A 26,431-nucleotide genomic window follows, 5' to 3' on the forward strand; every position below is an offset into this window, starting at 1 on the left:
GCCCGTCCCTGTGGATGCCGTCCAATTCCAACAACCTTCCAGTGCGGAACGATCGACTTTTCTCCAGAAACGCGCAGCGACAGAGTCTGGATGGGTCATACCGCTGCCTCCAATCTTTTTCGCTCCGCCTTCTTGCCCGTGAAGTTTTCGAAGCGCTGGACGATGGTGTCGCAGTACAGCGGGTCCAGTTCCATCAGGAACGCACGCCGCCCGGTCTGCTCGGCCGCGATGAGCGTCGAGCCGCTGCCGCCGAACAGATCCAACACGTTCTCGCCGGCAAGCGACGAGTACTGGATCGCCCGCACGGCCAGCTCCACGGGCTTTTCGGTGTTGTGCGATAGCCCGACAGCCGTCTGAAACGACGGGTGCCCCTCGATACTGAGATTCCATACCTGCCCTCCGTAGGGCACCCGTTCTACGCTCTTAACGCGCCGCAGCGAGTACTCCTGGCCGCCGTGCTCCACCCAGGTGGGACAACCACGCTTGGCCAATTGGGTCTGTTCGTAAAAGTAGAGGTAGTAGACCCGCCGCCGGCTCTGAAAGCGTCGGTCGCCGACTCCGCCGAGGTCGGGAGGGGGATCGTATGCGTAGACGTTCGCTCGGTAGCCCACCGACTCGGCCAGCAAGGCCAACTGCGCGGCCAGATCCGCCGACACCGTGTTCCCCTGCCAATACGGGCGATCGTGGACCTTGCAGCCGTCGCCGTTGAGCCAACCGTGCAGGATGGCGCTGCGCTTCGCGCGCGGCAGGGAAAAGACTTCCGGCGCCATCCGCTTGGCATGAGCGTGACGGCCCCCCAGGGCCTCGAACCGCTCTCCGGCATCGGCGTCGAAGGCCATCACCACCAGCCCGCTGGAGGGCCGCTGCGCGTAATCGTTCGGGTCGTACTCGCTGGCGCGGGGCCATTGCTTGCAGATTCGCGCAGCCAAATCCTGCCGCCTCTTGTGGATCGAGAAGACCGGGTAGCGGTGATCCCCGTGGCCGGCCGCCTGTAGATGCCCCTGGGCCAGGTACAAGCCGAACAAGAACCAGAAGTCTTCGTCCAGCTCAGGAAAGGGATCGGGACCATCGCCGGCGAGGACGGGGGTCATCGTGTAATCGCCGGCCTGCACTTCATCGGCGCGCACCCAACCCACCTCGCCGCCCACGATGCTCCGGCCGCAGCGTGCGGGACGCCAGATGAGAAACGGGTGGTTGTCCGAGGCCTCCGTGGTGATGTTTCCCCCCTTGGCCGTGATCCGATACAGGTACTCGGACGTATAGGGATGCGACGACACATGGACGACATCGTGGAAGGTGCCGTCGCCTGAAAAAACGCGGTCGCCCGTTTGAAGGGACCGAATCGGGCGATAGCCAGCCTCCGTCAGGACCAGGCTCTCGGGGTGAAGGCATAAGTGGAGCATCTTCTGCGGGCTGACCTTCTTGACCTGCCACAGGTCGGGCACGTTGTTGGGGCCGAAGAAGCGGTGGCCCGCGCCCTCCTTCCACCCGTAGAACGCAAGTTCGAAGCACCCAAGAAAGTCTTTTCGGGTCAACACGGGATGCTCTTTGTCCCACACGATTCCTTGCGAGAAGTAGAGCTTGTGCTCCTTGAGCACTGGGGGATAGTTGCCCAGATTCGCATAGCCGCCCCAGATGTAGAAGGCGTGGCCGGGACGCAGCGCCCGCGCGATATTGCCGAACCAGGCGTGCAGAAGCCGGTTGAACTCTTCGTCCGAAACGAAGTCGTTTTCCAGCGGCCGGTCCTTGGCCCGCAGCTTGCGGTGCGTGGATTTGGCTTTCTCCGGGTGCCGGGCCACGTCCATCGACTGGTGGTGCCCACGCCAACGACGCCCGCCCTGCAGCTCTTCGGCCGAAGGATACGAGCTCAAGCCCGCAGCGATGGCGTTGTTCGATCGGGGCTCGACCCGCACGTTGTACGGCGGGTCGGTGTTCACCAGGTGCACCGGGTTGCCATCCAGCAGCCGGTCCACGTCCTCGGCCTTCCCCGCATCGCCACAGAGCAGCCGGTGGTCGCCCAAGAGCCACAGGTCGCCAGGCCGGGTGATCGGCTCATCGGGCGGCTCGGGCACCTCGTCAGGGTCGCACAGGCCTTTTTTCACGCCCGGGTCTAGCAGTTCGGCCAGTTCCTCTTCCGAGAAGCCCAAGAGGCCCAGGTCGTAGTTCATCCCCTGAAGCTCGCCCAGCTCGATGGGCAGTAGCTCGTAGTTCCACTCGGCCAGCTCGGCCGTCTTGTTGTCGGCGATGCGGTAGGCCTTGACCTGCTCGGGCGACAGGTCCTTGGCCACGTGGACGGGCACTTTCTCCAGACCCAGCTTCTGGGCCGCCTTCCAGCGCGTGTGGCCGCAGATGATCACCCCATCGGCGTCCACCACGATTGGTTGCTTGAAGCCATACTCCCGGATGGACCGGGCCACGGCCTCGACGGCCTGGTCGTTTTGTCGCGGGTTCCGCTCATAGGGAATCAGCCGGTCTACGTCGATCCATTCAATCTTCATGCTTTCCTCCGTGACTGCGACATTGGGGACGGATGTGGCGGGGAGCGTCGTTTCCGCAGGGGCCACGCGGACACGCCTTGCACATGGGGCCGAGAGCCGCCCCCCCACCGGTACCGTTTGGCCGTTTCTAGGCCCCTGGTGGCCGCGTGGCGGGGCTTCGGCCGGGAGATATACGGATGTCCATTACCCTTGCAATCGCCCCGCTACGGGCGTTTTGGGGGCCTTTACGGGCCGATTCTCCCGGCCTGCCCTTCCGCTGGGCCGGATGCGGCCCGGTGCCCAAAGCTCGATCTTCATGGCTTGCCTCCCTGCGTCCAAAGTCTTGACCATCCAATAAAACTCTCCCATGGTTCGGCCCCGTTCCCGCACGCCCCGTTAGTGGGGTTTTGGCCGGGAAGTACCTAGCCCACCACCGACCGCCCCCTCGCGCGCGTACGCGCGCTAATGCGTGCGCGTGGGCGGGTGGGCGGAATATGCGGTAATTAGAGAGAAGAAGATGTAAGTTATTTATTTCTTTCATCTTACGACTTCCCTAATTCCCGCCTCGGCTCAGGCGGCAATTAGCCGATTTCGTCGGTAATTACCCGAAACCGTTGCTAATTCCCGCCTTTCGAGGCGGTAATTAACGATCACTCCGATAGCCTGTACCTTTGGCCGATCCGGCCCCGGTCCGGCGTCGAGCCGATCTCGTAGGCGATGCGTCGCTGGCTCACCAGTGCGTTGCGCACCTCTTCGATGTCTCGGTCGCTCCAACCAAGCCGTCGCGACAGATACCAATGGGGCATCCAGGCATCACCGCGACGCTTGCGCCAATTGCCCAACACCTCGATCATCCGCTTGCACTTGGCGTCAAACTGGCCCTCCGCCACGTGCTGGCCGGCCATGAAGAGCATCCGCCGAGTCTGGTAGTCCACGAATCGCCACGCCCACTGCACGGCCGGCTCGTCGATCCGCATCTGAAGATGGTTCTCGCTTGCGGCGTAGACCAGCGCGAGCTTGCGGGCCTTCTCGTAAGCCCGAGCCCAGATGGCCATGCCCGCCGGGTCGTCCCGGTCTTCGGCTTCGGCATAGCGGTCGTCGGCCAGCGCGCGGAACTCCTCCAACGCCGCTTCAGCTTCCGGCGTCGCCTCCACGCAGACCGGGATGGGGTGCCAGTTCTGAAGGTTGCCTTCGCCGGGGCGGAAGTCGGTCCACCAGCGTGCGGTGCACAGGATAGCCTCTGGGATCGGCCGCGACAGCGGCGTCTGGCCCCGGCCGCGCTTGCCCGCCTCCAGCACGATCAACCGCGCGAAGAAGCCGTTGTTGAGCATGCGCACGCTCAAGGCCTCGTAGTAGTACTTGGGCACGGCCGTGCCGAGCATGCACAGCGAGGGCTGGTCGACCACCCCGGGCGAGCGGCCGCCGGCCTTGACCCGCAGGGGATAGATGGTGCTGCTGGAGGTGTACATCTTCAGCAGCACGTTCATGATGCCCTCGTGGCGGGCGTCGGAGGCCCGGTTGATGGCGTTCATCAGGCCGTCGATCTCGTCGGTCTGGAACAGGACCGAGGGCGTGAGGAACAAGCGGTCCTCGATGCCTTCCCCGGAGGCGAAGGCGTCGCCCAGGCAGTCCTGGAGGCCTGCCTCGACGCAGATGCGCTGGTTGACCTTGCGGGGCTCATTCTTGCCCGCGCCGCTATTGGCCAGCGCGAGGACGTAGAGATTGGTGCGGTTGTCGGCCGCATCGCGGACCTTCCGTCCGGCCAGGAAGGCTTGGAGGACGAGGGCTGCGGCGAAGGCCAATGCTGGCTGGGGATAGGGCGAGACGGCCAGCGTGTAGTCGGTCACCTGCCGGATGAAGCCGGGCACGTCCAGAAGGTCGTCCGGCATGGGCCCGGGGTCGGGTGGGGTCGGCTCGGCCGGTGGTTGCGGCTCACTCGGGCCGATGAGGGATGAGATGTCCACCACCTCGCCGTTCGGTTTCGCCTGCCGGGCTTTGGCGATGGTTCGCTGCAGGTAGTCCTGCCGCAGGGCCTTTTCTGGGTTGTCGTTGTGGTGCCGCCGGAAGGCGATCATGAGGTCGGCGATCTCTTGGTCGGTCCACTCGTTGAGTGCGGCGATGGTGGCAAGGCTCAGGTCGTAGCCGCTGGCGGACGGGTCGGCCAGGTCGGTCCGCTGCCGGTTCCACGTTTGCCAGAACAAGGGGCTTTTGCCGGCCAAGTCCAAGAGTTTTTGAGCCGGGGGCTGGGCGTCGGGACGCAAGACCAGCGTGCCACACACAACCTGTGGTTCGGACTCGGCGGGCAGGTACGGCTCGAAGTCGTCAGATGCATAGCGGCGGAGTTCATCCAATTGCAACAGGCGGACTTCAACGGGCGGACCTTGGCTGTTGTGGTTGAGCGTGTCCGGCAGGCGCAGCACGCGGGTCAGGTCGCCGAGGTTTTCCAGCGCCCAGCCCCGCGCAGCGGCTTTGCGGCACAGCAGGGCGTGCCATCCTTTGGCTAGCGCGGCTGCCTTCTGGCGGTCCGCGTCGTCGGCGAAGAGCCACGGCTCATGGAAAAACCAGTAGGCGTGCAGGCCGTGGCCGCTGTAGACCACGGCCGAGGGTGCAAGCGGCATGTGGGCCAGCAGGTCGTGAGCCTCATCGATGCTCTGTGGCAAGTTCGGCTTGGGATGGGCCTGGCTGGAAACATCGATGTCGGCCCACAGTCCGCCGATGGCGGCGATGTCGGCCTGTTTGCCACGGCCACGCGGCGTTCCCGCCACCAGTCCCAGCCCGAAGTAGACGTTTTGCGAGCGGCTCTGCTTGTTGGCATAGCCGGCCAACTGCTGGTAGTCGGCGAACAGCCGCGTCTGCCGCGACGGCGTGGTGAACACCACGACCCGTCGCGCGGGCGAGAGCGCTTCGCCGAACAGGTTTTCGAGCAACTGTAGCATCTACGACTTCCTGCCGTCTGCCCTGGTGGGAATGTCGATCATCTCGGGCAGCGCCTCTTCGAAGTGGCACACGCCCAGGATGTTCCAGGCGGCGTGGGCCAGGTGGTCTTCGCCCCTGTCGCCTGCCAGGTAGAGGTAGATGTGCCGGATGGCGTGATTGAGCATTACGCTGGCCGGGATGCCCTTCTGCCAGTTGTGCTCGCCGTACTTCGCCGCGCCTTCGGCGCAGGTCTCGGCCAGGCGCCGCAGCCCGATGGGCGTGATCAAATCCCAACGCTCGCCGTCGGCGTCCGTGCCGCGCACCGCGCCGGTGGCGAAGCGTGCCAGCCCCTTCTGGGGCAGCATGACCGGTTCGTCAATCGCGTCAACGGTCTCGCTCATGCTTGTACTTCCTTTGGAAAGCCCGATTGGCCGCAGCCCACTGGGCCCAGGCTCGGATCTCTTGCCGCAGGCGTTCCAGGTCCGCGGGTTCCGGGGGGCCGATCTTGCCGCACCACACCATGCGGACGCTGATAACGGACATCTGCTCGGCATCGCCCTCGACCACCAGCACCGTGGCCGGACACGTCAGCGTCAGTCGCTCGAACAAAATCCGTTGGCCTCGGGTGAGCCCCGTGTGAGCCTTCCATTCCAACACGAGCAGATTGCCGTTGATCTCCGTGATGGCGTCGATGTCTGTGAAGGCGATGCGGTCGGGCAGACAGTCGGAAAGAAACCGGAACTTGAGCCGCTTTTTCTGGTTGAAGCATCCATGCTTCCGGCAATCCCAGTGCATCACATGGGGTGGATCATTGGGCGACATGGCACACCCTCCCCAAGTCCGCGAAGGTTTCTTGGAACCGATCCACCTGGGGGCCGCAGTAGATCACCGCCTGCCCTTGCAGCGGGCTGGCCGAGCCCCTATCGGGCCGCCAGAACTGCACCCGCCCCGCCGGGAAGCAGACTGCCCGGGCGGCCGTCAAGAGCGTCTGGAACCAGCGGGTCTCGGTGGCGTTGTTGACCAGCACCACCGCTTCCGTCACGTCGCCCTCTTGGACGTGTTGGACGAGCTTGTCGGCGAACTGCTGCACCAGGGGCTGGGCGTAGGGCGGGTTGAGAAACACCCGCCCCCGCCAAGGCCGCGCCAGTCCGTTCTCTTGGGCGGTGAAGTATTCCGCGGCCTGGACGACCTGGTTGGCCACGGCTGTAGAAGCCGGGTCCAGGTCGATGCCGCCCATGACGGCCACCGCCCGCTCGATGAACTCCTGCGGCGTGTACCACTCGCTGTCGCCCGTGTTGAAGGCGACGTGGGGCAGCCCGCGCTGGGGTTCATCCCCTTCGTCCGACTCGGCTTCGTCTGGTGGGCCGAATGCGGGGTCCCAAATGGTGCTTCGCGGCTCGCCTGGCTCCTCCGGATCGTGATCTCCGAGGGGCTGGGGGTGTGTTGTGGGGCCGAGGGCCCGGGCCACCCGCTCTTCCACCTCGGCCACCGTGGGGTTGGCTTGGGCGATCCACTCGACGAACTCGGGCCACCTGTCTTGGGGCAGCTTGTGGACGGCCGCCAGGTGTTGGGCTTTGTCCGAGAAAACGGTAAGTTGACTTACCATTTTCCGGCATTCAGACAACACCTCGGCAGCGTTGCGCATTTGGAAAATGTATGGATGCGTCTTGCCAATTCGGCGAGCGTATTCACGCAGTCCGCCGGCAACGCCACGACCGCCTTTGCCTAATGGCACCGCCTTCAGACAATGCAAGCCGATTTCCAGGGGCGACAGTTCCCCCTGCTGGTTCGAGAGCACGAGTTCCATCATCGCCGCCTGGTCATCGAGCGGTTCCACCCAGGCCCAAATCCTCTGCAAACCGGCCTTGCGTGCGGCCCGGACGCGGTGGTGGCCGGCCATCAACTGAAACCGCCCGTCCACCGGCCGCACGTGGATGGCGTGCTTCTGCGGGTACTGGCCATCGAGGTTCGCGGCGATGGCGTCGATCACGTCCTCGCGGAACGCCAGCCGCGGGTTATCCGGGTGGTCGTCCACCAAGTCCAGGGGCAAGCATTCCAAGACGGCATTCACAGCGTTGCCTCCGTTCAGAACGGAACGTCGTCCAGGTCGTATTCCGAGGGGCCAACTGGCACGGGGTCCGGCTTCGGCCCCAGGGTGTAGCCCACGATGCGGTCGTATTTCTCGCCGGCCACCGTGCGCACCACGATCTTTTCGGTCCACGCCACCCCGCCCGCCTCGGCGACCTCGACGGCCCGCTCGGCCGTCTCCGGCACCGGGTCGGGCGAACGGCGCCGCCACCACTGTTCGGCCTTCCAGCGGGCGTAGCCGCCATGCTCGAAGCAGACCCACTCGGAGACCCAGGTGAACTGGCCGATGCGGTATTCCACACGCATGGACCGCGGGGCATCCGGCGGGGCGTCTCGCTTGGTGTGGACGCTGTAGCGGATGTCCAGGACCTCGTACTCGGTGTCGGTGACCTGGCCTGAGAGCACGCCTGTGGTGGCGGCTCGGGCGTCATGGCGCTGCCTTTCCGGCGGCGGGAACTGGTGGCCGCACTCGGGGCAGCGGGCGTAGCCGGCAGCGATCACCGCATGGCATTCGGGACATTCCTTGGCCGGCGCCTCGCCGCTGCCGCGCCCGGGCGCTTCGGGCGTCTTCAGTTGATCCACCGGCCCGTGGCGCAGGGCGTTACCGCCGAAGTCCAGGACAAGGCAGTTCTGCTTGCCGGGATGTATCCGGAAGCCCCTCCCGACCGCCTGATACCAGAGTCCCGGCGACATCGTGGGACGCAGGATGGCCACGCAGTCGATGTTCGGGGCGTCGAAGCCCGTGGTCAGGACGTTGACGTTGACCAGGTATTTCAGGGGCACGCTCTTGCCGAACAAGTCGCCCGAAAGCGGTTCGCGGCGGAAGCGGGCGATCAGTTCGGCGCGCTCGGCGGCCGGCGTCTGGCCGTCCAGAAAGCCCACCTCTTGCCCCGACATCTCGGCCAGCACGCGGGCCACGTGGCGCCCGTGCCGCACACCGGCGGCAAACACCAACACACTCCGGCGATCGTGCGTGTGCGTGACGATCTCGCTGCACGCCGCGATCACCAAGCGATCGGTGTCCATCATGGCCTCGACCTCGTCCGCCACGAATTCGCCGCCGCGGATGTGCAGTCGCTCAAACTCGGCCTTGTGGATGCCAGCCTTCGTGACCAGGGGGCAGAGGTAGCCGTCGCGCATGAGTTCCCGCACGCCCACCTCGTAGCAGATGTGGTTGAGGATGCCGTCCGGTGTGCAGATCGGTCCGCTGGACAGGCGAAACGGCGTAGCCGTCAGGCCGATGACTCGCGTGTGCGGATTGACGACCTTCGCCTCGGCCAGAAAGGTGCGATACATCCCTTCGCCGTCGGGGGGCACCATGTGGACCTCGTCGACGATCACCAGGTCGAAGGCATCCAGCTCGCAGGCCCGCTTGTAGACCGATTGGATGCCAGCGACCACGACAGGTTTGTCGCCTTCGCGGCGATTCAGCCCCGCCGAGTAGATGCCGATTGCGACCTCCGGGCACAGCCGGCGAATCTTGTCCGCGTTCTGCTCCAAGAGTTCCTTGACGTGGGCCAGCACCAGCACCCGGCCGTTCCACCTGAGCACGGCGTCTTGGACCAACTGGGCGATGACGAGGGACTTGCCGGCCGCTGTGGGAAGCACGACCGCCGGATTGTCGTCGCGCGTGCGGAGGTGCTCGTAGACGGCCTCGACCGCAGCCTGCTGGTAGGGACGGAGCTGCATCACGTCGGCACCTCCAGCCCGTCGCACAGCACGCACCGCCGCCGGATCGTCACGACGGCTTTGCCCCCTTTCACAACGTCTCGCTTCTCGACCGAGAGCTGTTCAATCAAGCTGTCGTCCGGGTACACGCCTGCATGCTGAAGCGCATCGAGCAGCGCCTTCAGGGCGTTGTCCAAGTCGCGTCGCCGGCGATCGGGCGGATACAGCGAGACTTCCACACGGAGCGGACCGGTCAAGGGCAGTCGGTCTGCCGCATGGTCGATCAGCCGCACGGCGGTCGCCACGTCGCGGCGATACGCCCGTCCTTGGCGGCTGATCAGGGTCCGCGGCCCAACTCGTCGCCAGTAATGATTGACAGACGGCGGGTAGGACAGCTCCACCGTAAGCATGCTCTTCCTTTCTTCGTGCGGAGGTGCAGGCGTGCGTCTCGCAGGGGACCGACAGTCGCCGGTGCGTGTCCTGCAAGTCGCGGGGACGATCGTTTCGCCTTCGCCTTTCCTTTTCGGCTCCACCGGGGCGCTGACCTGTCGTCGCCGCTCCACCGCGCCGGCTCGCACGCACGCCTATGACCTCCTCGTTTCTGCCACGCCACGCCGAACCGTGCCAAACCTCGCCTGTCCAAGCCGTGCCAAGGCCCGCCATGCCCGGCCATGCCCTGTCATTGCGCGTCCAACAGATCGAATCGCATTACTTGGAACCGGCCGTAGGTGGGCCGGAAGTCGCCCACGCCGATCAACCGCCCGGCATCCGTCAGCAGGCCATGCAGCATCTCCAGCGAGACGTATTCCGGCAGATTCACCAGAAGCACGAAGGACGCCGACCAGCCGGCGCCGAGGGCTGGCCGCACGCGGGTGACTCCGTTGCGCTGCACCTGCACGCGGCAGCGATGCTCGTAGTCCCACGCCTTCACTCCCAGACTGGCCAACGGCGTCAGGCTGACGATGGCCGCCTTCACCAAGTCCATCGCGCTTTTGCGTGGCGAGCGGGGGTCCTGCCGGTACTTGGCGGCAGCAATGATCGCCTGCCGCAGGTACTCCCCGGGGAGGCACAGTTCCCCGGCATCATTGCGGTAGACGTAGGATTCCAGATCGTCGGCCTTCTTGGCTGCCGAACCCTTGGCCGCCTTCGCCTTGGCCTCGACCGCTTCGCAGTTCCAACGGTGGAATAGCACGTCGGCCTCGCCGCGGACCGTAACCTTGACGCGATAAGGCAACGAAAGCGCGATGGTGCCGCAGGCGCCGTTGGTCGCCTCGGGCCCGATAGATTTGGGTTTGCCGTTTCCGTTGTGCATACGTTCCCCTTGTGAATGAAAAGCCATGCCACGCCTTGCCTTGCCCAGCCGCACCACGCCTGACCACGCCACGCCAGGCCGGACCATGCCCCGTCTGACCCCAGCCCTGTCTCGCTACACTGCAAGCCATCACGGCCTCCGCCACGGCGGCGTGCTCGATTGGGCCTGTTGCGGCCGGCCGGTCGCGGCGTCCCGCTTCTCGTAGCCACGGATGACGTTGGCGATCTCGTCGGTGTCCTTGCGCTTCTGGCAGCCGGCCTTGATCACCAGCGGCAGGTTGTGCAGCTCCACGCTGTCGCGCGGCGTGAGCACGCCCACGGCCCGGCAGATGGCCGACAGCTCGGCCCGGGCGATCTTCACCGCCAGCTCGTTGGGGTTGTCCAGGTTGAGCCGTACCCAAAGCTGCCGACCCTTGTACTCGCCCTCGAGAATCGTGAAGACCAGCTCGAGGTAGCTGCCCGTGCCGGCCTTGTTCGGCTTCATCTCCGAGGCGGTGATCATCGCCAGGTATTTGCCGGCGGGGATGGGATCGAATGCAGTGGTAGGCTCCACCTGGTTCGCATCAAAAGTACCGAGATTCGCCATAGTTCAATTCTCCTTGGACTGAGGTGCGCGTGAGCTGATCGCCGCCACGAAGGCCGGCCAGGACAAAGGCAGGCTCTCCGACAGCCCATAGCGGTTCTTGGCCACCAGTTGCGGCGTCTCGTAGAGGATGAGTTCCCGTTCCTGGCCGACCAGGCGAATCGCCCCCACGAAGTCCGACCACTCGATCATCGTGTTGGCCAGGTCGGGGTGGATTTCCGGGGCGGATTTCTCCAGTTCGATCCCGTCGATCGTGGTGATCGAGCGGCGGGCGGCATGGGCCAAGAGCAAGACGGCCACGCCCGCGTTGACCAGCCGATCGAGCACGGGAAGCAGGTACTGGTAGACGTAGTTCTTGAGGACCTGCCGGCCGTTACCGTAGCCGCCGTGCGAGCGGTTGAGAGTCTGCTTCATTCCGGTGGGCGTGCCGTCCACCCCGGCCACGTGCTCCTCGATCCGCCGCAGGAGCCAGTCGATCGAGTCGATCACGACGGTCTGGTACTCGTGGCCGCCGGCGGCCAGGCCGTCGAGCCAGGGCTCGATCTCGGGCCATGTGGCCAGATACGGCGTGCGGTGGCAATGGACGTGGGCCGCGCCGTTCTCGCAGTCGACGACGAGCGGCCGATCGGCCGAGGCCCCATAGGTCGTGTTGTGTGTGACGATGAAGTCGTCAGTCACGTAGAGTCCGTCCAGGGCATCGATCTTGATGCACTGGCACGGCTTGACCCCGGCGGGTTCGATCTGGCGGATCGTATGGTGAATGGCCCACTCCGGCACGCGCCACTTGCTGGTGTGCTTTTTAGAAGCCACCGGCACCAGGCCGTTGGTGAAGGAGGCATAGACGCGGTAGGCCAATTGCCCCTGGCGTTTTTCTCCTCGATAGGAGAACACCGGCCTCTTCGTGGACAGTTTGGCCGAGCCACCCAGTGAGCGGATCAGAAAGCACACCCCCTCGGCCAAACGGGCACTGGTGGTGCAATACTCGACAGCTCCCGGCTTGTCCACGTGTCCGTCGCTGTCCAGGAGCCCCCGTAAGAGCTCCAGTCGCTCGGAAACGGACGCGTGGAGGTAGCGGTCCGGGATGAACTTCCCTTCGGCACGGACACCGTCGAGACCTAGGCTCCGCAGAACCGCCATGAAGGCTGACGGTTGGCCGTGTGCATCGCGACGGGAGACGCGCAGATTGATCTTGTCAAACAGGACGCAGCAGTCTCCAGGCGGTACCGCCTCCTCGATACGGCGCTGAACGTCCGGCTCGGGGTTGGTGATGATCACGCTGCTGGAGGTGTGCCCATCGCCCAGATAGATGCCCAAGAGCCAGGGGTCTAGAGGCAGGGGCTCTGACTGGGAGGCAAACTCGACCGGTTGCACCCGCGGCACAGCGTGGTTGAAGCGTGTGCCGTACCGGAGTGTCTTTCGGATGGTCGCCAGGGAGCGGACGGCCCCCTCAACCCCCGATTCCCGGTCGCTGATCGTCCTGGTGAACCACAGATGATCGTCGGTACATTCCGTCGTGCTGCCATCCCGAAATGTGACTCGAAAAACCGGCTGGGCTCCTTGGGGATACACACCCAGCACGCGGTGTCCTTGTCCGTCGGCTCCGATAACGGAGTCCCCAACTCGAATTGCTTCCATAGGCACAAAGCCGGTAGGGGTGAGCACTGTGGCATCCAGGGGTTGTGCTTTGCCCGAACCGGGCGGGCCGTACACGATGCCCTTCGGGGCGCGGAGATGGGATTGGGTCAGGACGGTATCGGGTAAGGGCATAACGAATCTCTCCCGTGCAAGGGAATCTCGAAGCTCAAAAAAGGCCGGTCGCCTTCGGGTGCACGCAGCGATCCTCATCCATGACATGCCTACGTGGCTTCGAAAGACCCGACAGGCGACCGGCGGCCATGTGGGCAGCCAGGCTATGCCACACCCAGCCTCGCCAAGCCACGCCCGGCCCAGCCTCGCCTAGCCCCACCGTGCCAGGTCCAGACGTGTCAAATCGCGTCGAAAAGCCGAAGGGATTCATAACCTGTCCCCCACGTATCACTGGCCATACAGCGCCGCAAACGTTCGATGGCCGCCTCGTTTTCCCGTTGGGCTAGGTTCAAGATGTCCTGATGAACCTGCCAGACACCACAGCGAAACGGCTCCCGCTTCTCGACTGCGATAAAGAAAATGGGCTGGTAAAGGCTGATCGCCTGGGACAGCACGGCCTGATAGAAGGCCACCTGGTGGACGTATCCGTAGCGCCGCGCGTCGGCCTCGAACCAGTCCAGGTCGTCGCAGGTCTTCAAGTCCACGATCCCCCGGTGCGGATCGAACCAGTCCATGCGAATCTGGCACGGCATCTGGCAGTACTCGGCACGCACCACGCCCTCAGGTGTGCCTTCGCTCAAGAGGTCCCTGGCTAGGCCGTGCCCGCGAACCCCTTCGCCCATGCGCTGGACCAAATCGTGCTGCTGCACCGTGAGCACAGGCTTGCCCTGCTCGGCGGCCCACTCGGCAAACGCCTTGGTGCTGGAGCCATAGAACTCGCCGGTCTTGGGGTTGATCGGCCCGCCGACGGCGTACTGCTCCTCAAAGGCGTCCCGGCCTTCCAGCACCAGCGTGTGCAGCGCCCGGCCCACCAGGTACGCCGGCCGATCCTCGTCTTCGATCAATCCCAGCCTCTTCTTGCGGTACAGCACCGGGCATCGGCGGAAGTCGGCAAGCTGGTGGCTGGTGAGGTACTCCGAGGCCTTGGCCTGGTACACTTCGGCTGATTCGCGGATCAAGAACGAATCGGCGACCGTCATCGAGGTATCTCCACACGGCTATGGGGGGATGCGTCAGGTGGCAAGCGCGACGAGACAGAAGGCGTCTTCGCCGAAGCGGACTTCCGCCGATCCGGCGAAGACGCAAGTGAGATCGGCCGCCGGCTCTATCCCTTATGTATGCCGTTTGCGGGCGATCTGTCGGACTTTTTCAAAAGTTTTGCAATCCGGCCTCCTCGAAGTACGGCCGGGCCTCCTCAAGGGCTTTGCGCACCTGATAGCGGGAAATGCCCAACTCCCGGGCCACCGAGGCGACCGTGCCGGTCATGAGCCGCCGGCAGATGTCCCGCAGCCGCTCGGGCATCTGGGCCAAGGCGCACTCGATCGCCTCAGTCTGTTCAAGCCGCTCAACCGGATCCGCGGACTGCGTGCCCAGCCGTCGGGCGACATCTGCCAAAAAGACGGTCTCGGAAAGCGGCTTGAGCCCCTCGCCGGTGGAGGTGAAGTCGCTCTCCAGGGAGAGCGGCAAGACGCCATTGCCTCGCTTCCGGCGCTTGCGGCTGCGCAGGAGCATGGCCGCCGCCCGCGAAACCACGCGGTCGAGGAATGTCTCTAGCCGGGCCCGGGCCGGGTCGAACCGCTCGGCCTTTTCGAGCACCGCCAGCCAGAGTTCCTGCTCGATGTCCTCCTGCTCGCTGGGACGGAAGTCCCTTCGGCGGCAAAGCTGCCGGGCCTTGGCCTGGATGAGTGCCTTGGCGTACTGGGTGACGACGAAATACTTGCCTTGCGACATGGCAACCTCCCAGACCGGAGGCTGCTCGCCACAAGGGTTCTCCCAAGCAACGCGCGGCTTGCGGCACCACACCGCAACCGAAACTTCACGCGACCTCGGCGACCACCGGGCTACGAGCCTCACGGCCTTCACCTGGCGGCCGGCCTGTCGCGATCACTCAGCGCTGCGCACGGACCGAGGGTCCTTCGTCACCGGCGTAAGTCATGGCGCTTCAAGGGGTTTGGATTGAGAGAATCTTTTTCCGAACCTGTCGCGGCGGTGCGACGCGACACCGCGCTGCACCGAATCGCTGTCCTCGGCATCGAGCACGGCCGCCGCACCGCCGGCCCGCTTTAGCGCCCGATGCACCTGATCCTTCGAGACCGCTTGTCCGGTCTGGCGGGAAAGAAACGCCGCCGCCTCACGTACCGAACCGCAGTGCCGGTAGGCCTGGAGGAAGACGTCGTCTGTCAGACTGGTTTTGCCCTCGGCCTTGACCTGCTGACGGACCATGAGCTTCAGCTGCTCTTCGGTTATGACCGCGAGTTGATCTTGTTGCCGTGTCTCGGCGTCTTGGATGGCGGCCACCAATTCCAGGCGGTCCGCGTCCAGGCCCTGCTCGCCCAGCGTCGCCACTTGCGAGAGGGCCAGAACCGGCGGAACTCGTCCTGTCCAGGAATCGTTGTCCGGCTTGTGCTGGGGCACGAAGACGATCGGCCTGTGTGTTCGAGCGATCGCACTGCGCACGCCGACGGCTTCCTCCCACCTCAACCCCCGAGCCAACAGCACGTCGCGCCGTCTGCCCCGCCACTGGGTGCGCCCCAATCGCCACAGGCGCCGCGGCAGAAGCTCCGCCAGCCGGCCGGTAAGCCTCAGCGTAAGGGCCAGCGCTGTCACAAGGCCATCGAGGTTCGCCTGCCACTGGCGACGCGCTTCCGGCGGCAGGCGGGCCCGCAGGACCTGGGGGCATGGGACGAACAGCCGCACCGACCCATCCGGTCCATCGCAGGCGACGATCTCTTCGAAATGCTCGTGGCACTCGGGACAGAGCACGCGCTGGGCATCCTCAGCCCGCACCAGCAATCCCAAATCGACCAACCGCTTGTGGACGCCAGCGGGCCAGCCGGCTACCACGTGAGCCCCCACGATCGGGCACTTGGCCTCCAACAAAGGCCACAAGTAGTCCAAGGCGTCCGTCACAGCAGTATCCCCCAGCGCCGGATGCACCGCTCACCCACCACCCGCACGTCGTCTGGCTTGCTCTTCAGATCGCAGGTGTTCGGGCAAGAGACGTGAAACGTCATCGTTTTGCCGCGCCGGCGCCCGTCACTGAGAAACTGAAGCTGAATGCCCACATGCACCACCCGAACCTGCGTGCGATCGAGTCCCACTCCGGAAAGCAGGCGATCGATCAGGTCCAAGGCTTCGCCGTGCGTGGCGGTTTCCAACAGTCTCGATTCCAGCGATTCCATCGCCGGCACCGGCACCGTGGGTACCAGGCGAATCCGCCGCAGGCGCACGGCCGCGATCCGGTCCTCCGGTTCGGTCTGAAACCAGAAGCCCGGATCGAGCAGGTGATCGAGCCGATAGGTCGGCCGGATCGGCTCCTCGTCGTCCACTTCGATCCCCAGCACCGTGTTGCAGAACGCCCTGCGCAGGGCCAGATGCACCGGCCTGCCGCCCTTGGCCACCAGCTCCATTGCCCCGGCGGCCGGCTCGTAGATGAACACGTTGCTGAACGTGTAGGCCTCCTCCCGGGCCGTCAGGTTCCCGTCGGTGTCGAAGATCAACCGCTTGTCGGGCCAGTCGGGCAAGTAGGCGAAAAAGTACTCCGCCGCGCCGGGCCGCTGGTAATGGTGGACACGGCAGAGCGGTCCCCGCAGTTCCTTCTGCCAGTAGTAGTCGCGAAGGGACTGTTCGAGCGAAGCCACGATCGGCTCGGTGACGGTGATCTGGCGCGGCGGCAGGCTGTTCCAACGGGCAGCGAATTGTCCGCTGCGTAGCGCCTCGGCCCGGGCAAACAGCGCCGCCTGGTCGAAGGCCTCGCGTGCCTCCAGGTACGCCCACAACGCTTTGTCGGCCAGGCTGCTCCACTGGCCGAAGAGCGCCAGCTTCTCTGGAAACCGGCAGGCGAGCTCTTCGGCCAGCACGCGCTGGCCCCGCTCTTCGGCCAGTTCGTTGGCGTCCTGCAAGACGACCTGGATCGCACGCCGCGCGGACTCCTCGATCCCGTCCCAGCGTGCAACCAGCGGGTCAATCCGGCGGGCTGAAAGCTCGTCCCACGGGAAATCCTCCAAGAGCCCGTGCTCGGCGAACAACCGCCTGAGCAGTCCCTTGTCGTGCAGCCGAAGCTGCTTCTTCAAGTCAAAATGCTTGGCCATCAATTGGCCCTCCTTAATCTAGGGTGTCCCTGTACAGAAAACAGTAAACGCCGGTTGCCAAAAAAAGAGAAACACCGCATTGCGGCGCTTCTCAATCAAAGAGTGTCGGCTCCTTCTTGCGCAGCAACAGTCCCATGTTCTCCAGCCGAATCCGCATCGCTTCGGCCGATACCTGGAATCGTTCCGCCAGCGGCCGGGCCAGGTGCTCCAACACCATGTCGTCAGCCGCGTTCTCGCTCTGCTTCAACCCACCGCGCCGCAGTACCTCCGCAGTAAGAATCTGCCGCCGCTTCGATTCCAGGTCGGGCAGACAGATCGGCTCCATCTGGCCACGCCACTTGTGCCACACAGTCTTGACCATCTCCCGCGGCATCAACAGTGCGGCGGCGAACTTGTTCGCCTGAATTTCAACCGGGTCGCGGTCCGTGGAACGGCAGACGTACTCCGCCCGCTGGGCATCCTCCGGCAGCAAGGAAAGCTGGTTGGCCCTCTTCTGGAACAAATGGCGGTGCAGCCGCCAATGGCCGGCCTCGTGTGCCAGCGTGAAGCGATAGCGCCCGAGCTTAACCGGGTGCTGCTCCGGATCAAGGCTTGCGTCCACGCCCACGCGCCGCTCGTTGACCCACAGCGCCCCGTGGACGTCACCGACGCCAAACAGCGCCTGCATATCTTTGAACTCGAATGTAAGCTCCAGATATAGCTCGATGATGTCGTCGATCGGTATCGGCGGCGCGGTGACCTGGCCGTGCTTGTTGCCGAATTCCGCCAGCAGCAGCGCCGCCTCGTCTTCGATGTGCCGATCAGTCAGGTAGGGCAGCTTGAGGCCGATTGTCGAACGTCCTCTGGTCATTATGTCATGTTCCTTCTCTTTTCATCTTTCTGGCCGCTTCGCGCAGCCGCTGGAGTTGCTCAGCCGTCAGGCCTCGCGCTTCGCGGAGCAATTCAGGAAACTCCGTTGGCTCTTCATGAATGATCTCCGGCAGGTCCTCGGGCACGCGGCCCGCCAGCGAAATCCATTCGTCCGGATTTTCGCCCAGGAGTTCGGCCATTCGCTTGACACGGTCCGCCGTCGGCGGTTGAACGTTGCCTTGCTCGACCTGTGACAAATACGTCGGGCTGACGCCGACGAGCTTGGCGAACGACCGCAAACTGTAGCGGCCTTTGCGCTTCTCACGAAGCACTTGGCCAAATGGTTTTCCGGGCTTCTTTCCCATTATTACCCACTTGGAGCAAGCTCGTTCAGCAGCTTTTGACGGGTGACTTCCGCACGTGCACGAAGCCGTTCAGAAGACCCCTTGATACTCCCCAGTGACTCTTCTAGCCTTTTCACTTGCTTGACTATTTTTCGTTGAGCATCAAGCGGCGGCAAATTGATCTGCAAGTCCAAGAACACATCTCGCCGCATTTTTTTCCTGTTCGTCGAACCGGCGCTTCTAGCAACACATTGCTCTCTAAAAGCTGGTGTCCGAAACGCCAACTCAACGTACTGCGCACACACATTCTCGTTGAGAACATACACCGGAAAATCGTTTGCAACGACGGCTCCGTCGAGGTCGTCCGGAACAATCCCTATGGCGCCGTTGCGAATATCAATCCTTGAGAAAACGACGTCACCCGCATGTACAACAGCCTGGTTTTTGACCGCGATCTGATATCCCCACTTTTCGCCGCGAAGCCGGACACCACGGTTGTTCATTGCAATCGTAACTTGGCGATACGTCTCGCCGTCGTTTATCTTTATTGATCTTCGAACCAAGTCTCCGATCTCCCGAAGACGGACAGTCGGAAACCGCGAGCAAGCCGCTTCAACGTACCGGCCGACAAATGCATCAACGACATATAGACTATGATCGACCGAGGCCGTGAGCCTCTCTATTTCCCCGTCGAGTTTCCTCGCTATTCCGACCAGCCGTTCTTGTTCAGACTTGGAAGGTAGCTCACACCGGAGCTCAAAGAATCGCGGTGGATTAAGCGTAAATTTACTCATCGCTGCGGAGCCGACCGAACGCGCCTCAGCTTGTTTGGCAAGCGAATCTGAACGGAATACTAATTCCAAGAACGCGGGCAGAACATCTTCGCGACGCAACTGGTACGCCGGGTATTTGTCGGATACATAGCATCCATCAAGCGCAGGGCTGACGACAGCAAATGCACCGCGCCATGCAAAAAGCTTGTTATAGATGATGTCTCCTGCGCGAATTACATAATGGCGTTTCTTTCTGATTGCCAGACCCGGCTTCACTTCTCGCAAGAACGCCCCCTTGCCCTTGAGATGTACGCCAACCAGTCGATACTCGCCTTCGTCCGGTAAATCAATCGGGCGCGTTATGCGATCGAAGAGTTCCGCAAAGGATACGACCCTAGCCACGGCTCGACTCCCATTCGCCAACGAGGCTTCGTATTGTCTCAGCCGCTGCTCTAATCTCAGTTGCATCTTGAACGATCAAGGAGGCAAGCTCCGAGGGATCGTGAGGTGGTTCGTCGTGTTCAGTTGACGGATTTCGGAAATCAAGAGAATAGTTACGATCAATGATCTGCTGAATATCAACCTTCCAAGCATTCGGCCCCGTCGTTCGAGACTTCCACCAGCTCTTACAAGGCTGTAGTTCCTCCAGTGTAAGAGGGCGAGTCTTAGTGTATGTTTTGCGTCCGTCGGCAATGGGAATCTCGTAGAACCAGATGGTCCGCGTGGGGCCGGGCCTGGAGAAGAACAGCAGATTTGTTCTTATTGGGGTGTAGGGCTCGAACACTCCGAACGGCAGACGCACAACTGTATGAAGGTTGCATTCTTCGAGTAGTTTCTTCTTCACTCGCGCAGCGACGCCGAGATTTGAAAGGAACCCATCTGGTACAACAATGCTTGCGCGCCCGTGACTTCGGCTAAGGCGCCGCAGGATTAACTGCATGAACAGCAAAGACGTTTCCGTTGTTTGCATGTCAGCCGGAAAATTCGAAAGGATTCCGCGTTCTTCTTCACCGCCAAAGGGTGGGTTCGTGATGATTACGTCCACGCGTTCCTTATCCCCGAGATCGCTGATCCTGACGTCAAGGCTGTTTCCAAAGCGGATCTGAGGCGCTTCCAGGCCGTGCAGCAGCAGGTTCATCTGGCAGAGCAGGTACGGTAGTGGCTTGGCCTCGCCGCCGAAGATCGTGCGCTCTTGAAGAACCTTCCGCTGCTGGACCGTTTTGGCCTGCTTCGAGAGATGGTTGAAGGCCTCGACGAGGAACCCGCCCGTGCCACAGGCTGGGTCGAGAATCGTCTCACCGAGTTGGGGGTCCACGGCCTCGACCATGAACCGCACCACTGGGCGCGGGGTGTAGAACTCACCCGAGTCGCCGGCGGCGTCTCGCATCTCGCGGAGCATCGACTCGTACAGGTGACCAAGCGTGAATAGTTCGTCCTGAGCCAGAAAATGAATGTTGTTCACCTGGTTGATGACGTCACGGAGCAGATAGCCGGACTGCATGCGGTTAATGACGCCGCTGAAGACGGTACCGATGACCTGCCGGCGACTGCCACGCCCGTTTTGCAGGCTGCTGAGGTACTTGAGCAGGCCGGGACCACGCGTGCCGTCAGGACGAACTGCCTCTTCTTGGTTGACGAAGGCAATCAGCTCCGGGCCGGTGATGCCGTTTGCCTGGGCGGCCCAATCGCGCCAACGGTACGGCGATTCGATGGCCGGGCGGTAGTGCTGGCCCCGCATCTTGGCCTTCGATTCCTCGATCTGTTCCATGTCGTCGAGGAACTTGAGGAACATGATCCAGGTGAGCAACGGCAGGCGATCAAGGTCTCCGTTGAGCCCCTTGTCTTTGCGCATGATCTTGCGGCAGGACTTGATCACATTGCCGAGCCGTTCGGCCGTGGTGGGCTCGGGTTTTGGGTTCTTGGCCTGCCGCGATGCTTTCTTCTTCCGGGCAGCCGTCTTTGCGATCTTTTTCTTTGCCATGACGTCCTATTCATGCTGCGGCGTAAAGCAGTGTTTGTAGCTGGCGGATTGCCTCCACCAGTCGTTCCTCGCCACCGAACTTGGCGGCGATTTCCAGCACGTTGCCGTGAGCGTTGATCGGGGGCAACTCAAGTACATCGGGAATGACGAACTGGGCCGTGCCATGCTCAGTGTACTTGTCCAGCAGTTCATCGAGGATTTGGCGAGCATCGGGTCCGTACTGGTCGAAAAAGTCGCGCCGTTCGATGCGCAGTCGCTGAGCCCGTTCTCGCCGGGTTCGCAGCGGGGCGTTGAAGGCCAAGTGGCAAAGCAGGTCCAAGGGGTCGGCGTTCGGCTGATTCGTGGCTTCCGCGAGATGGTCGAAGTCGATGCCGCGCTCCGCCAACCGATCGATAATGTCGCGCCGCCGGTCGGGATCGCCCCACTGGCTTCGAAGCTCGGCGGCGTTGCGGAACAGCGTGCGCACCTTGTCGGCCGTGTAGTCGGTGAACTGCACGACGCGGAGCTGGTTGCCATCGGGGTCGAGCTCGTAGACGAGGTGAGCTGCAATTTGGACCTGACCTCCGTCGAAATAAAACTTGCGGCGCGGGGCGTCCGGCTCATCAGGCGGCACGGGCGTGGGGCCTTCGTCTTCAAGTTCCTCCTCTGGCGTGACCACGGTTTCTTCGCCGATCACTCCACCATCCTCGTCGATGGTCTGCTCGGTTTCGATGGTCGGATCGCCGTCGAATTCGGGGTCGGCAAACAATCGCGTGGCCGAGCCCGTGTAGTCGAGGATGCTGAAGAACAGCTTGCCATAGTCGTCGCGGACACGCGTCCCTCGACCGATGATCTGCTTGAACTCGGTCATCGAGTTGATGACTCGCAGCAACACGATGTTCTGTACCGTCGGTGCATCGACGCCAGTGGTGAGTAATTGGGAGGTGGTGAGGATAACGGGCGTTCGGCGTTCCAGGTCCTGAAAGTTGCTCAAATGCCCACGGCCGACGTCTCCTTCGTCCGACGTGACCCGACAGACATAGTCAGGATTGCCACGGACGAGGTCGCTATTGAGGTTGTTCAGCGCCCGCCGCATTTCGTCGGCGTGTTCCTGGTCAACGCAGAAAACGATGGTCTTGGCGAAACGATCAGTGCGGCGCATGTATTCGTCCAAGTGTCGGGCCACGGCCTCGGTCCGTGCGCGAAGCGAGACAATGCGCTCGAAATCGGGAGTGCGGTACTCCTCGTCGGGAATCTCACGGCCATAGCGATCCAGGTCACCCTGGCTGGGCCGCCACCCCGCTGCGTCCCAGGTCGTGACCACACGATGGACACGATAAGGAGCCAAAAAGCCGTCTTCGATTCCTTGTCGAAGGCTGTACGTGTAAATCGGGGCACCGAAATAGTTGTAAGTGTCCGCATTGTCCTGGCGGCGCGGCGTGGCGGTCATGCCGATCTGGTAGGCTGGCTCGAAGTACTCGAGAATCTCACGCCAGTTGCTGTCGTCACGGGCGCTGCCTCGATGGCACTCGTCCACAATGATCAGGTCGAAGAAATCAGGGGCGTACTCGCGGTAAAGGCCCGGTCGGCGCTCGTCACGAGCAATGGCCTGGTAAATGGCAAAGTACATTTCGCGGCTTTTGACCGCTTGGCCATTTTGGATCTTCCAGCGAGCGTCGCCGAAGGGGGCAAAGATCTTGGCCATCGGGTCGTCGACAAGGATGTTCCGGTCGGCAAGGTACAGAATCCGTGGCCGCCTGTATTCCCCGGTGCGATTCCACCGCGATGACCAGAGCTTCCAACAGATCTGGAACGCCACAACTGTCTTACCCGTGCCGGTCGCCATCGTGAGCAGTATGCGCTGCTTGCCTTGCGCAACGGCCTGGACGGCTCGGTTGATGGCGATTTCCTGGAAATACCACGGCGACTTGCCGCTGAGATGATAGGACGGCGTCAGCAACTTCTCAGCAGCTTCGGCGCTGAGCGATTCACTGGCGGTCAGCCGAGACCAGAGCTCCTCAGGGGTAGGGAAGACATCGATCTCGCGTTCCAGTCCGGTCGTGAAATCAAACTCAACGATCCCGTGGCCGTTTGTCGCGTAGGCAAACTTCAGTCCCAAGATCTCGGCGTACTCCTTCGCTTGCTGGAGCCCTTGGCCTGGCGTGGCGTAGGTGGGCTTTGCCTCGACGACAGCAATGGCGAAGTCTGGGCGGTAGCGGAGGATGTAGTCCGCCCGCTTCCCCGGCCGCCGTCGCCCTCGCCGTCCGGCGACGACAATCCGCCCGTCCGTGAATGTGACCTGTTCGTTGATCCGATGCGGTTCGTCGTCCCAGCCGGCCGCTTGCAGCTTCGGCACGACGTATCGGCGGCAAGTATCAGCTTCGTTGGGCATAACAACGCCCCATCGACTCAAGGCGTTCGCCGTCCGTCCCTGTCATGCACCCTGGATCGTCCATGTTCAGGAAACAGAACACGCACCATCTTAACCCGCGAGTCGCTGTTCGACAACTTCCCTCGCACAAACCAAGAACCATCCGTTGCTCAGGCGTTTGGGACTCTCGTCGCACATGAGCCCGCCTTGGGGGGGCCAAGTGGGGACAAGTCCATTCACGTGTGCGGTCTCTAGCCGACCCGGAACTTCGTCCGTTGTTTAGCGAACATGGACGATTTTAGCAGAGCTCGTAGATTATGTCCAGTGCTCCAGCCGGGCTTTCCGGAGAGCGGCCCATTTTTCCCGCTGGCGCTTCCAATGGATCTCGGCGCAGAGCGGCCGCAGCACCTTCTCGTGGATCGGGTCGCGGCCCTGGGTGACGAGTGGCAGAAAGAGCAGCTCTTCCTGGATGTCGGGCGCAAGCTGGAGAAACTGCATTACCTGGGTAATTCGCGGCTGGGTGACGTGGCAGAGCCGGGCCAGCTCGCTGGTGTTCCGCACTACGCCTTCCCGAAGCAGGCGGTCGAACTGGATGGCCAGAGCCATCACCCGAGACACACGCGGCACGCGGCCGGTTGGCAAGGGTTCTTCCAACGCCGGTTTGTCTGCCAGCCGTTTCCGGCCCCGGACACTGCGGGTGAAGACGACTTGCTTGGTCACGGTGATCATGCCGCACCCCCAAGTTGCTTGCGGGCTAGTGCCTTGATGGCCGTCGGATGGAACGAGACGGCGACCGTGCTTTGGGCGGCGTCGAACTCGACCCGGGCCACCAGCAAAGCCACCAGTTGGGCCTGTTCGCGCGTGCTAAGGGCGTTCCAAACACCGTCGAAGTCGGCCAGGGCGGCGTCGATGTCGGCGGCAGTCAGGCGGCCTTGCTCATGCTCTTCGAGTTGACGCTGCACCTCCCGTAGCCGTGTCTCACACTGGGCAATGCGGTCGTGAAGTTCCGCCATCTGGTTGGTAGCCGGCGCCGCTCCATCCCCGGCCAGCCGTCGGAGCTCCGCATGACGCCAGCCCAGTTCTCGCTTCAGCCCTCGCTCTTCGGTGACGAGTTCTGCCCGCTCGGCCTCGAATTGCTGTTGGGCTTGCCGGAGCACCTCGGCGCGCATAGTGCGATCGCTGGCGATGGCCCGAATCTCGTCGATCACGACCCGCTCGATTTCACCGGCGGGCAACGACGGGGATGGGCAGGCCGCGCGGCCGTTCTGGATGGCCCGCGTGCAGGTGTAGTAGCGATATCGCCGCTGCCCTTTGCAAGTGAATGTATGGGTCATCGCCCGGCCGCAGGCCTTGCAGTAGAGCAAGCCCCGGAGCAGGGCCCCGTACTTGTTCCGCACCGCCACGCCGCCTGAGTGGCCGTTGTGCCGCAGCGTGGTCTGGACCTGCCGGAAAAGCTCGGCATCGACGATCGGCTCATGTTCGCCCTGGTGCAATTCCGCCTTGTACTTGATCTTGCCGACGTACAGCGGGTTGGTGAGCAAGGCGTAGAGGGAGCCCTTCTCGAAGGGCCGGCCTCCCTTGATGTGGCCCCGCCTGGTCTTCCAGACTTTGTTCTGCCAGCCGCGGCGGGCCAGCTCCTGGACCACCGGCAGCAATGAGCCCAATGACAGGTAGAGGCGGAAGATTTCTCGCACCCGGGCCGCTTCCTGAGCGTTGACCACCAGGTGTGGCCTGCCGTTGGAACGATCTACGTCGTAGCCGAGGATCGGCGTCCCGCCGGTCCATTTCCCCTTGCGCCGCGTGGCGGCGATCTTGTCGCGGATGCGCTCGCCGATGATCTCCCGCTCGAACTGGGCGAACGACAAAAGCACGTTCAGAATCAGCCGGCCCATCGACGTGGCCGTGTTAAACTGCTGGGTGACGGAAACGAACGACACGCCATGCCGCTCGAAGGTCTCCATGAGCCGGGCGAAGTCCAAGAGGCTACGGCTGAGGCGATCCACCTTGTACACAACCACGCAATCGACCTTGCGGGCTTCGATGTCGGCCAGCAGCCGCCGCAGAGCGGGCCGATCGAGGTTGCCCCCCGTGAAACCGCCGTCGTCGTACCGGTCGGGCAGCACGGTCCACCCCTCGCTGGCCTGGCTCTTGATATACGCCTCACCGGCCTCGCGCTGGGCGTCGAGCGAATTGAACTCCTGCTCCAGCCCCTCATCGGTGGATTTGCGCGTGTAGATGGCGCAGCGGACGGTTGCCGTCGCAGGCTTGGTGGAGGGTTTCGTGCGCTTCATGGCTTGCCCTCCAGGCCGAAGAAGCGGTAGCCGTTGACGTGGGAGCCGGTGATCATCTTGGCCACGGCCGAGAGCGACTTGTAGCGCTCGCCCTCGAACTCGAAGCCGTCGGGCAACACGAGCACCTGAAGCGTGCGGCCTTTGTACTGGCGGACGATCGCGGTGCCGGGCGCGGGCAGACGCGGATCGGCCTTGATCGATGCGTGCGTGACGACCGCAGGCGGTGGCGCGACCTCGTTGGACTTCGGCGGCATCACCCGCAGCTCCGTGCCGCGGGCCAGTTCTTCGGCCCGCTTCCGTGCCCGTTCGCTCAGGTCGCCTTCTACCAGGGCCTGGAGCTTCCAGGCGATCTTGCGAATCAGGTACGTGCGGTGCCGCGTCCGCGTTGGTTCGCCGAACAGCGCGGCGTAGCGCTCGCAGAGTTGCCCCGTGGACATCTTCTGGAGCGCAGCAACTTCCCTCTCGATGTCGAGTTTCATGGTGGCCTTCTCCGGTTTCTCGGTACGCTAAACCCCGAAACGCCGAGACACACTGAGCCTCGGTTTGCCGGGAACCTCAAGGCCAGCCGGCGAGGATTCTGGAACTTCTTTTTCGGGGCGGGATTGGCTGCGCCGCAGGCGGCTGTGGTAGCGCCGGACGCCGCGAGCAAGAATGGCGGCAAGCTGCTTGAGGCGCTGCTCTGCGGTCAGGTCCGAGAACGACGAGTCCACCATTGCGACAGGCTCCTGATTGCGGTGACCTGTCGGTTATGTATGCCGCTGCGGGGAAGGCTGTCCGGCGTAGCCGCACTCTTGCTCCCGCTCTAGCCGGGAGGGGCCTGGGGTGAGAGGAGATGAGCGGAAACGGCCCTGCGGCCATAACCCGCGAGGCGGCTTTCCCAACGGGCAGCGGTTTTCGTTCGGC

Annotated in this window: 23 protein-coding genes; all 23 read right to left on the minus strand. The window is 63.3% G+C overall.

Going from position 1 to position 26,431, the window contains the following annotated elements; all coding sequences use genetic code 11:
* Positions 1 to 95: 95 nt before the first annotated feature.
* The 23 genes from ACYQ6J_RS06230 to ACYQ6J_RS06340 all read right to left on the minus strand — a co-directional run bounded on the left by ACYQ6J_RS06230 (position 96) and on the right by ACYQ6J_RS06340 (position 26,007).
* Entirely contained in the window at positions 96 to 2,498 is a 2,403-nt protein-coding gene (locus ACYQ6J_RS06230; RefSeq protein ID WP_460182178.1) for a DNA methyltransferase, read from the minus strand.
* Between the two features lie 183 nt (positions 2,499 to 2,681).
* Positions 2,682 to 2,846 (minus strand): hypothetical protein, encoded by a 165-nt coding sequence (locus ACYQ6J_RS06235; RefSeq protein ID WP_460182179.1) that lies wholly within the window; start codon positions 2,844 to 2,846, stop codon positions 2,682 to 2,684.
* A 281-nt stretch (positions 2,847 to 3,127) separates the two neighbouring features.
* Positions 3,128 to 5,413, minus strand: coding sequence for a DUF3987 domain-containing protein (locus ACYQ6J_RS06240; protein WP_460182180.1), 2,286 nt, complete (start codon positions 5,411 to 5,413; stop codon positions 3,128 to 3,130).
* Positions 5,414 to 5,794, minus strand: coding sequence for a dATP/dGTP diphosphohydrolase domain-containing protein (locus ACYQ6J_RS06245; RefSeq protein ID WP_460182181.1), 381 nt, complete (start codon positions 5,792 to 5,794; stop codon positions 5,414 to 5,416). It abuts the gene before it with no gap.
* A complete protein-coding gene (locus tag ACYQ6J_RS06250; RefSeq protein ID WP_460182182.1) occupies positions 5,778 to 6,215 on the minus strand; it encodes a hypothetical protein in 438 nt (145 codons plus the stop codon). The genes ACYQ6J_RS06245 and ACYQ6J_RS06250 overlap by 17 nt, the downstream gene beginning before the upstream one ends.
* Positions 6,202 to 7,464: a DNA N-6-adenine-methyltransferase gene (locus ACYQ6J_RS06255; RefSeq protein ID WP_460182183.1), complete on the minus strand. Its 1,263-nt coding sequence runs from the start codon at positions 7,462 to 7,464 to the stop codon at positions 6,202 to 6,204. Before ACYQ6J_RS06255 ends, ACYQ6J_RS06250 begins: the two co-directional genes overlap by 14 nt.
* A gap of 14 nt (positions 7,465 to 7,478) precedes the next feature.
* Entirely contained in the window at positions 7,479 to 9,170 is a 1,692-nt protein-coding gene (locus ACYQ6J_RS06260; protein WP_460182186.1) for a DEAD/DEAH box helicase, read from the minus strand.
* A complete protein-coding gene (locus ACYQ6J_RS06265; protein ID WP_460182184.1) occupies positions 9,170 to 9,559 on the minus strand; it encodes a RusA family crossover junction endodeoxyribonuclease in 390 nt (129 codons plus the stop codon). Before ACYQ6J_RS06265 ends, ACYQ6J_RS06260 begins: the two co-directional genes overlap by 1 nt.
* 269 nt (positions 9,560 to 9,828) lie before the next feature.
* A complete protein-coding gene (locus ACYQ6J_RS06270; RefSeq protein WP_460182187.1) occupies positions 9,829 to 10,488 on the minus strand; it encodes a hypothetical protein in 660 nt (219 codons plus the stop codon).
* A 102-nt stretch (positions 10,489 to 10,590) separates the two neighbouring features.
* On the minus strand, positions 10,591 to 11,046 hold the full coding sequence (locus tag ACYQ6J_RS06275) for a DUF669 domain-containing protein (protein ID WP_460183330.1): 456 nt from the start codon (positions 11,044 to 11,046) through the stop codon (positions 10,591 to 10,593).
* A gap of 3 nt (positions 11,047 to 11,049) precedes the next feature.
* On the minus strand, positions 11,050 to 12,810 hold the full coding sequence (locus ACYQ6J_RS06280; RefSeq protein ID WP_460183331.1) for an AAA family ATPase: 1,761 nt from the start codon (positions 12,808 to 12,810) through the stop codon (positions 11,050 to 11,052).
* Positions 12,811 to 13,028: 218 nt separating this feature from the next.
* The gene (locus tag ACYQ6J_RS06285; protein WP_460183332.1) at positions 13,029 to 13,829 is read right to left on the minus strand and encodes a PD-(D/E)XK nuclease-like domain-containing protein; all 801 of its coding nucleotides are present in this window, start codon (positions 13,827 to 13,829) and stop codon (positions 13,029 to 13,031) included.
* Between the two features lie 169 nt (positions 13,830 to 13,998).
* Positions 13,999 to 14,580, minus strand: coding sequence for a sigma-70 family RNA polymerase sigma factor (locus ACYQ6J_RS06290; protein ID WP_460183333.1), 582 nt, complete (start codon positions 14,578 to 14,580; stop codon positions 13,999 to 14,001).
* Between the two features lie 201 nt (positions 14,581 to 14,781).
* Complete coding sequence (locus ACYQ6J_RS06295; RefSeq protein WP_460183334.1) at positions 14,782 to 15,759, minus strand: hypothetical protein; 978 nt, start codon at positions 15,757 to 15,759, stop codon at positions 14,782 to 14,784.
* Positions 15,756 to 16,943, minus strand: a complete 1,188-nt coding sequence (locus ACYQ6J_RS06300) for a hypothetical protein (protein WP_460183335.1) — start codon at positions 16,941 to 16,943, stop codon at positions 15,756 to 15,758. Before ACYQ6J_RS06300 ends, ACYQ6J_RS06295 begins: the two co-directional genes overlap by 4 nt.
* 88 nt (positions 16,944 to 17,031) lie before the next feature.
* Complete coding sequence (locus tag ACYQ6J_RS06305) at positions 17,032 to 17,790, minus strand: ImmA/IrrE family metallo-endopeptidase (protein WP_460183336.1); 759 nt, start codon at positions 17,788 to 17,790, stop codon at positions 17,032 to 17,034.
* 4 nt (positions 17,791 to 17,794) lie between these two features.
* Positions 17,795 to 18,121: a helix-turn-helix domain-containing protein gene (locus ACYQ6J_RS06310; RefSeq protein ID WP_460183337.1), complete on the minus strand. Its 327-nt coding sequence runs from the start codon at positions 18,119 to 18,121 to the stop codon at positions 17,795 to 17,797.
* Positions 18,122 to 18,156: 35 nt separating this feature from the next.
* A complete protein-coding gene (locus ACYQ6J_RS06315; protein ID WP_460183338.1) occupies positions 18,157 to 19,308 on the minus strand; it encodes a restriction endonuclease subunit S in 1,152 nt (383 codons plus the stop codon).
* The gene (locus ACYQ6J_RS06320; protein ID WP_460183339.1) at positions 19,301 to 20,887 is read right to left on the minus strand and encodes a class I SAM-dependent DNA methyltransferase; all 1,587 of its coding nucleotides are present in this window, start codon (positions 20,885 to 20,887) and stop codon (positions 19,301 to 19,303) included. Before ACYQ6J_RS06320 ends, ACYQ6J_RS06315 begins: the two co-directional genes overlap by 8 nt.
* A gap of 10 nt (positions 20,888 to 20,897) precedes the next feature.
* Positions 20,898 to 23,258, minus strand: coding sequence for an EcoAI/FtnUII family type I restriction enzme subunit R (gene hsdR, locus ACYQ6J_RS06325; protein ID WP_460183340.1), 2,361 nt, complete (start codon positions 23,256 to 23,258; stop codon positions 20,898 to 20,900).
* 294 nt (positions 23,259 to 23,552) lie between these two features.
* Positions 23,553 to 23,966: a hypothetical protein gene (locus tag ACYQ6J_RS06330; RefSeq protein ID WP_460183341.1), complete on the minus strand. Its 414-nt coding sequence runs from the start codon at positions 23,964 to 23,966 to the stop codon at positions 23,553 to 23,555.
* A complete protein-coding gene (locus tag ACYQ6J_RS06335) occupies positions 23,963 to 25,528 on the minus strand; it encodes a recombinase family protein (protein ID WP_460183342.1) in 1,566 nt (521 codons plus the stop codon). The genes ACYQ6J_RS06330 and ACYQ6J_RS06335 overlap by 4 nt, the downstream gene beginning before the upstream one ends.
* Positions 25,525 to 26,007, minus strand: coding sequence for a DUF2924 domain-containing protein (locus ACYQ6J_RS06340; protein WP_460183343.1), 483 nt, complete (start codon positions 26,005 to 26,007; stop codon positions 25,525 to 25,527). The genes ACYQ6J_RS06335 and ACYQ6J_RS06340 overlap by 4 nt, the downstream gene beginning before the upstream one ends.
* Positions 26,008 to 26,431: the final 424 nt, after the last annotated feature.

This window comes from Thermopirellula anaerolimosa (assembly GCF_054657335.1).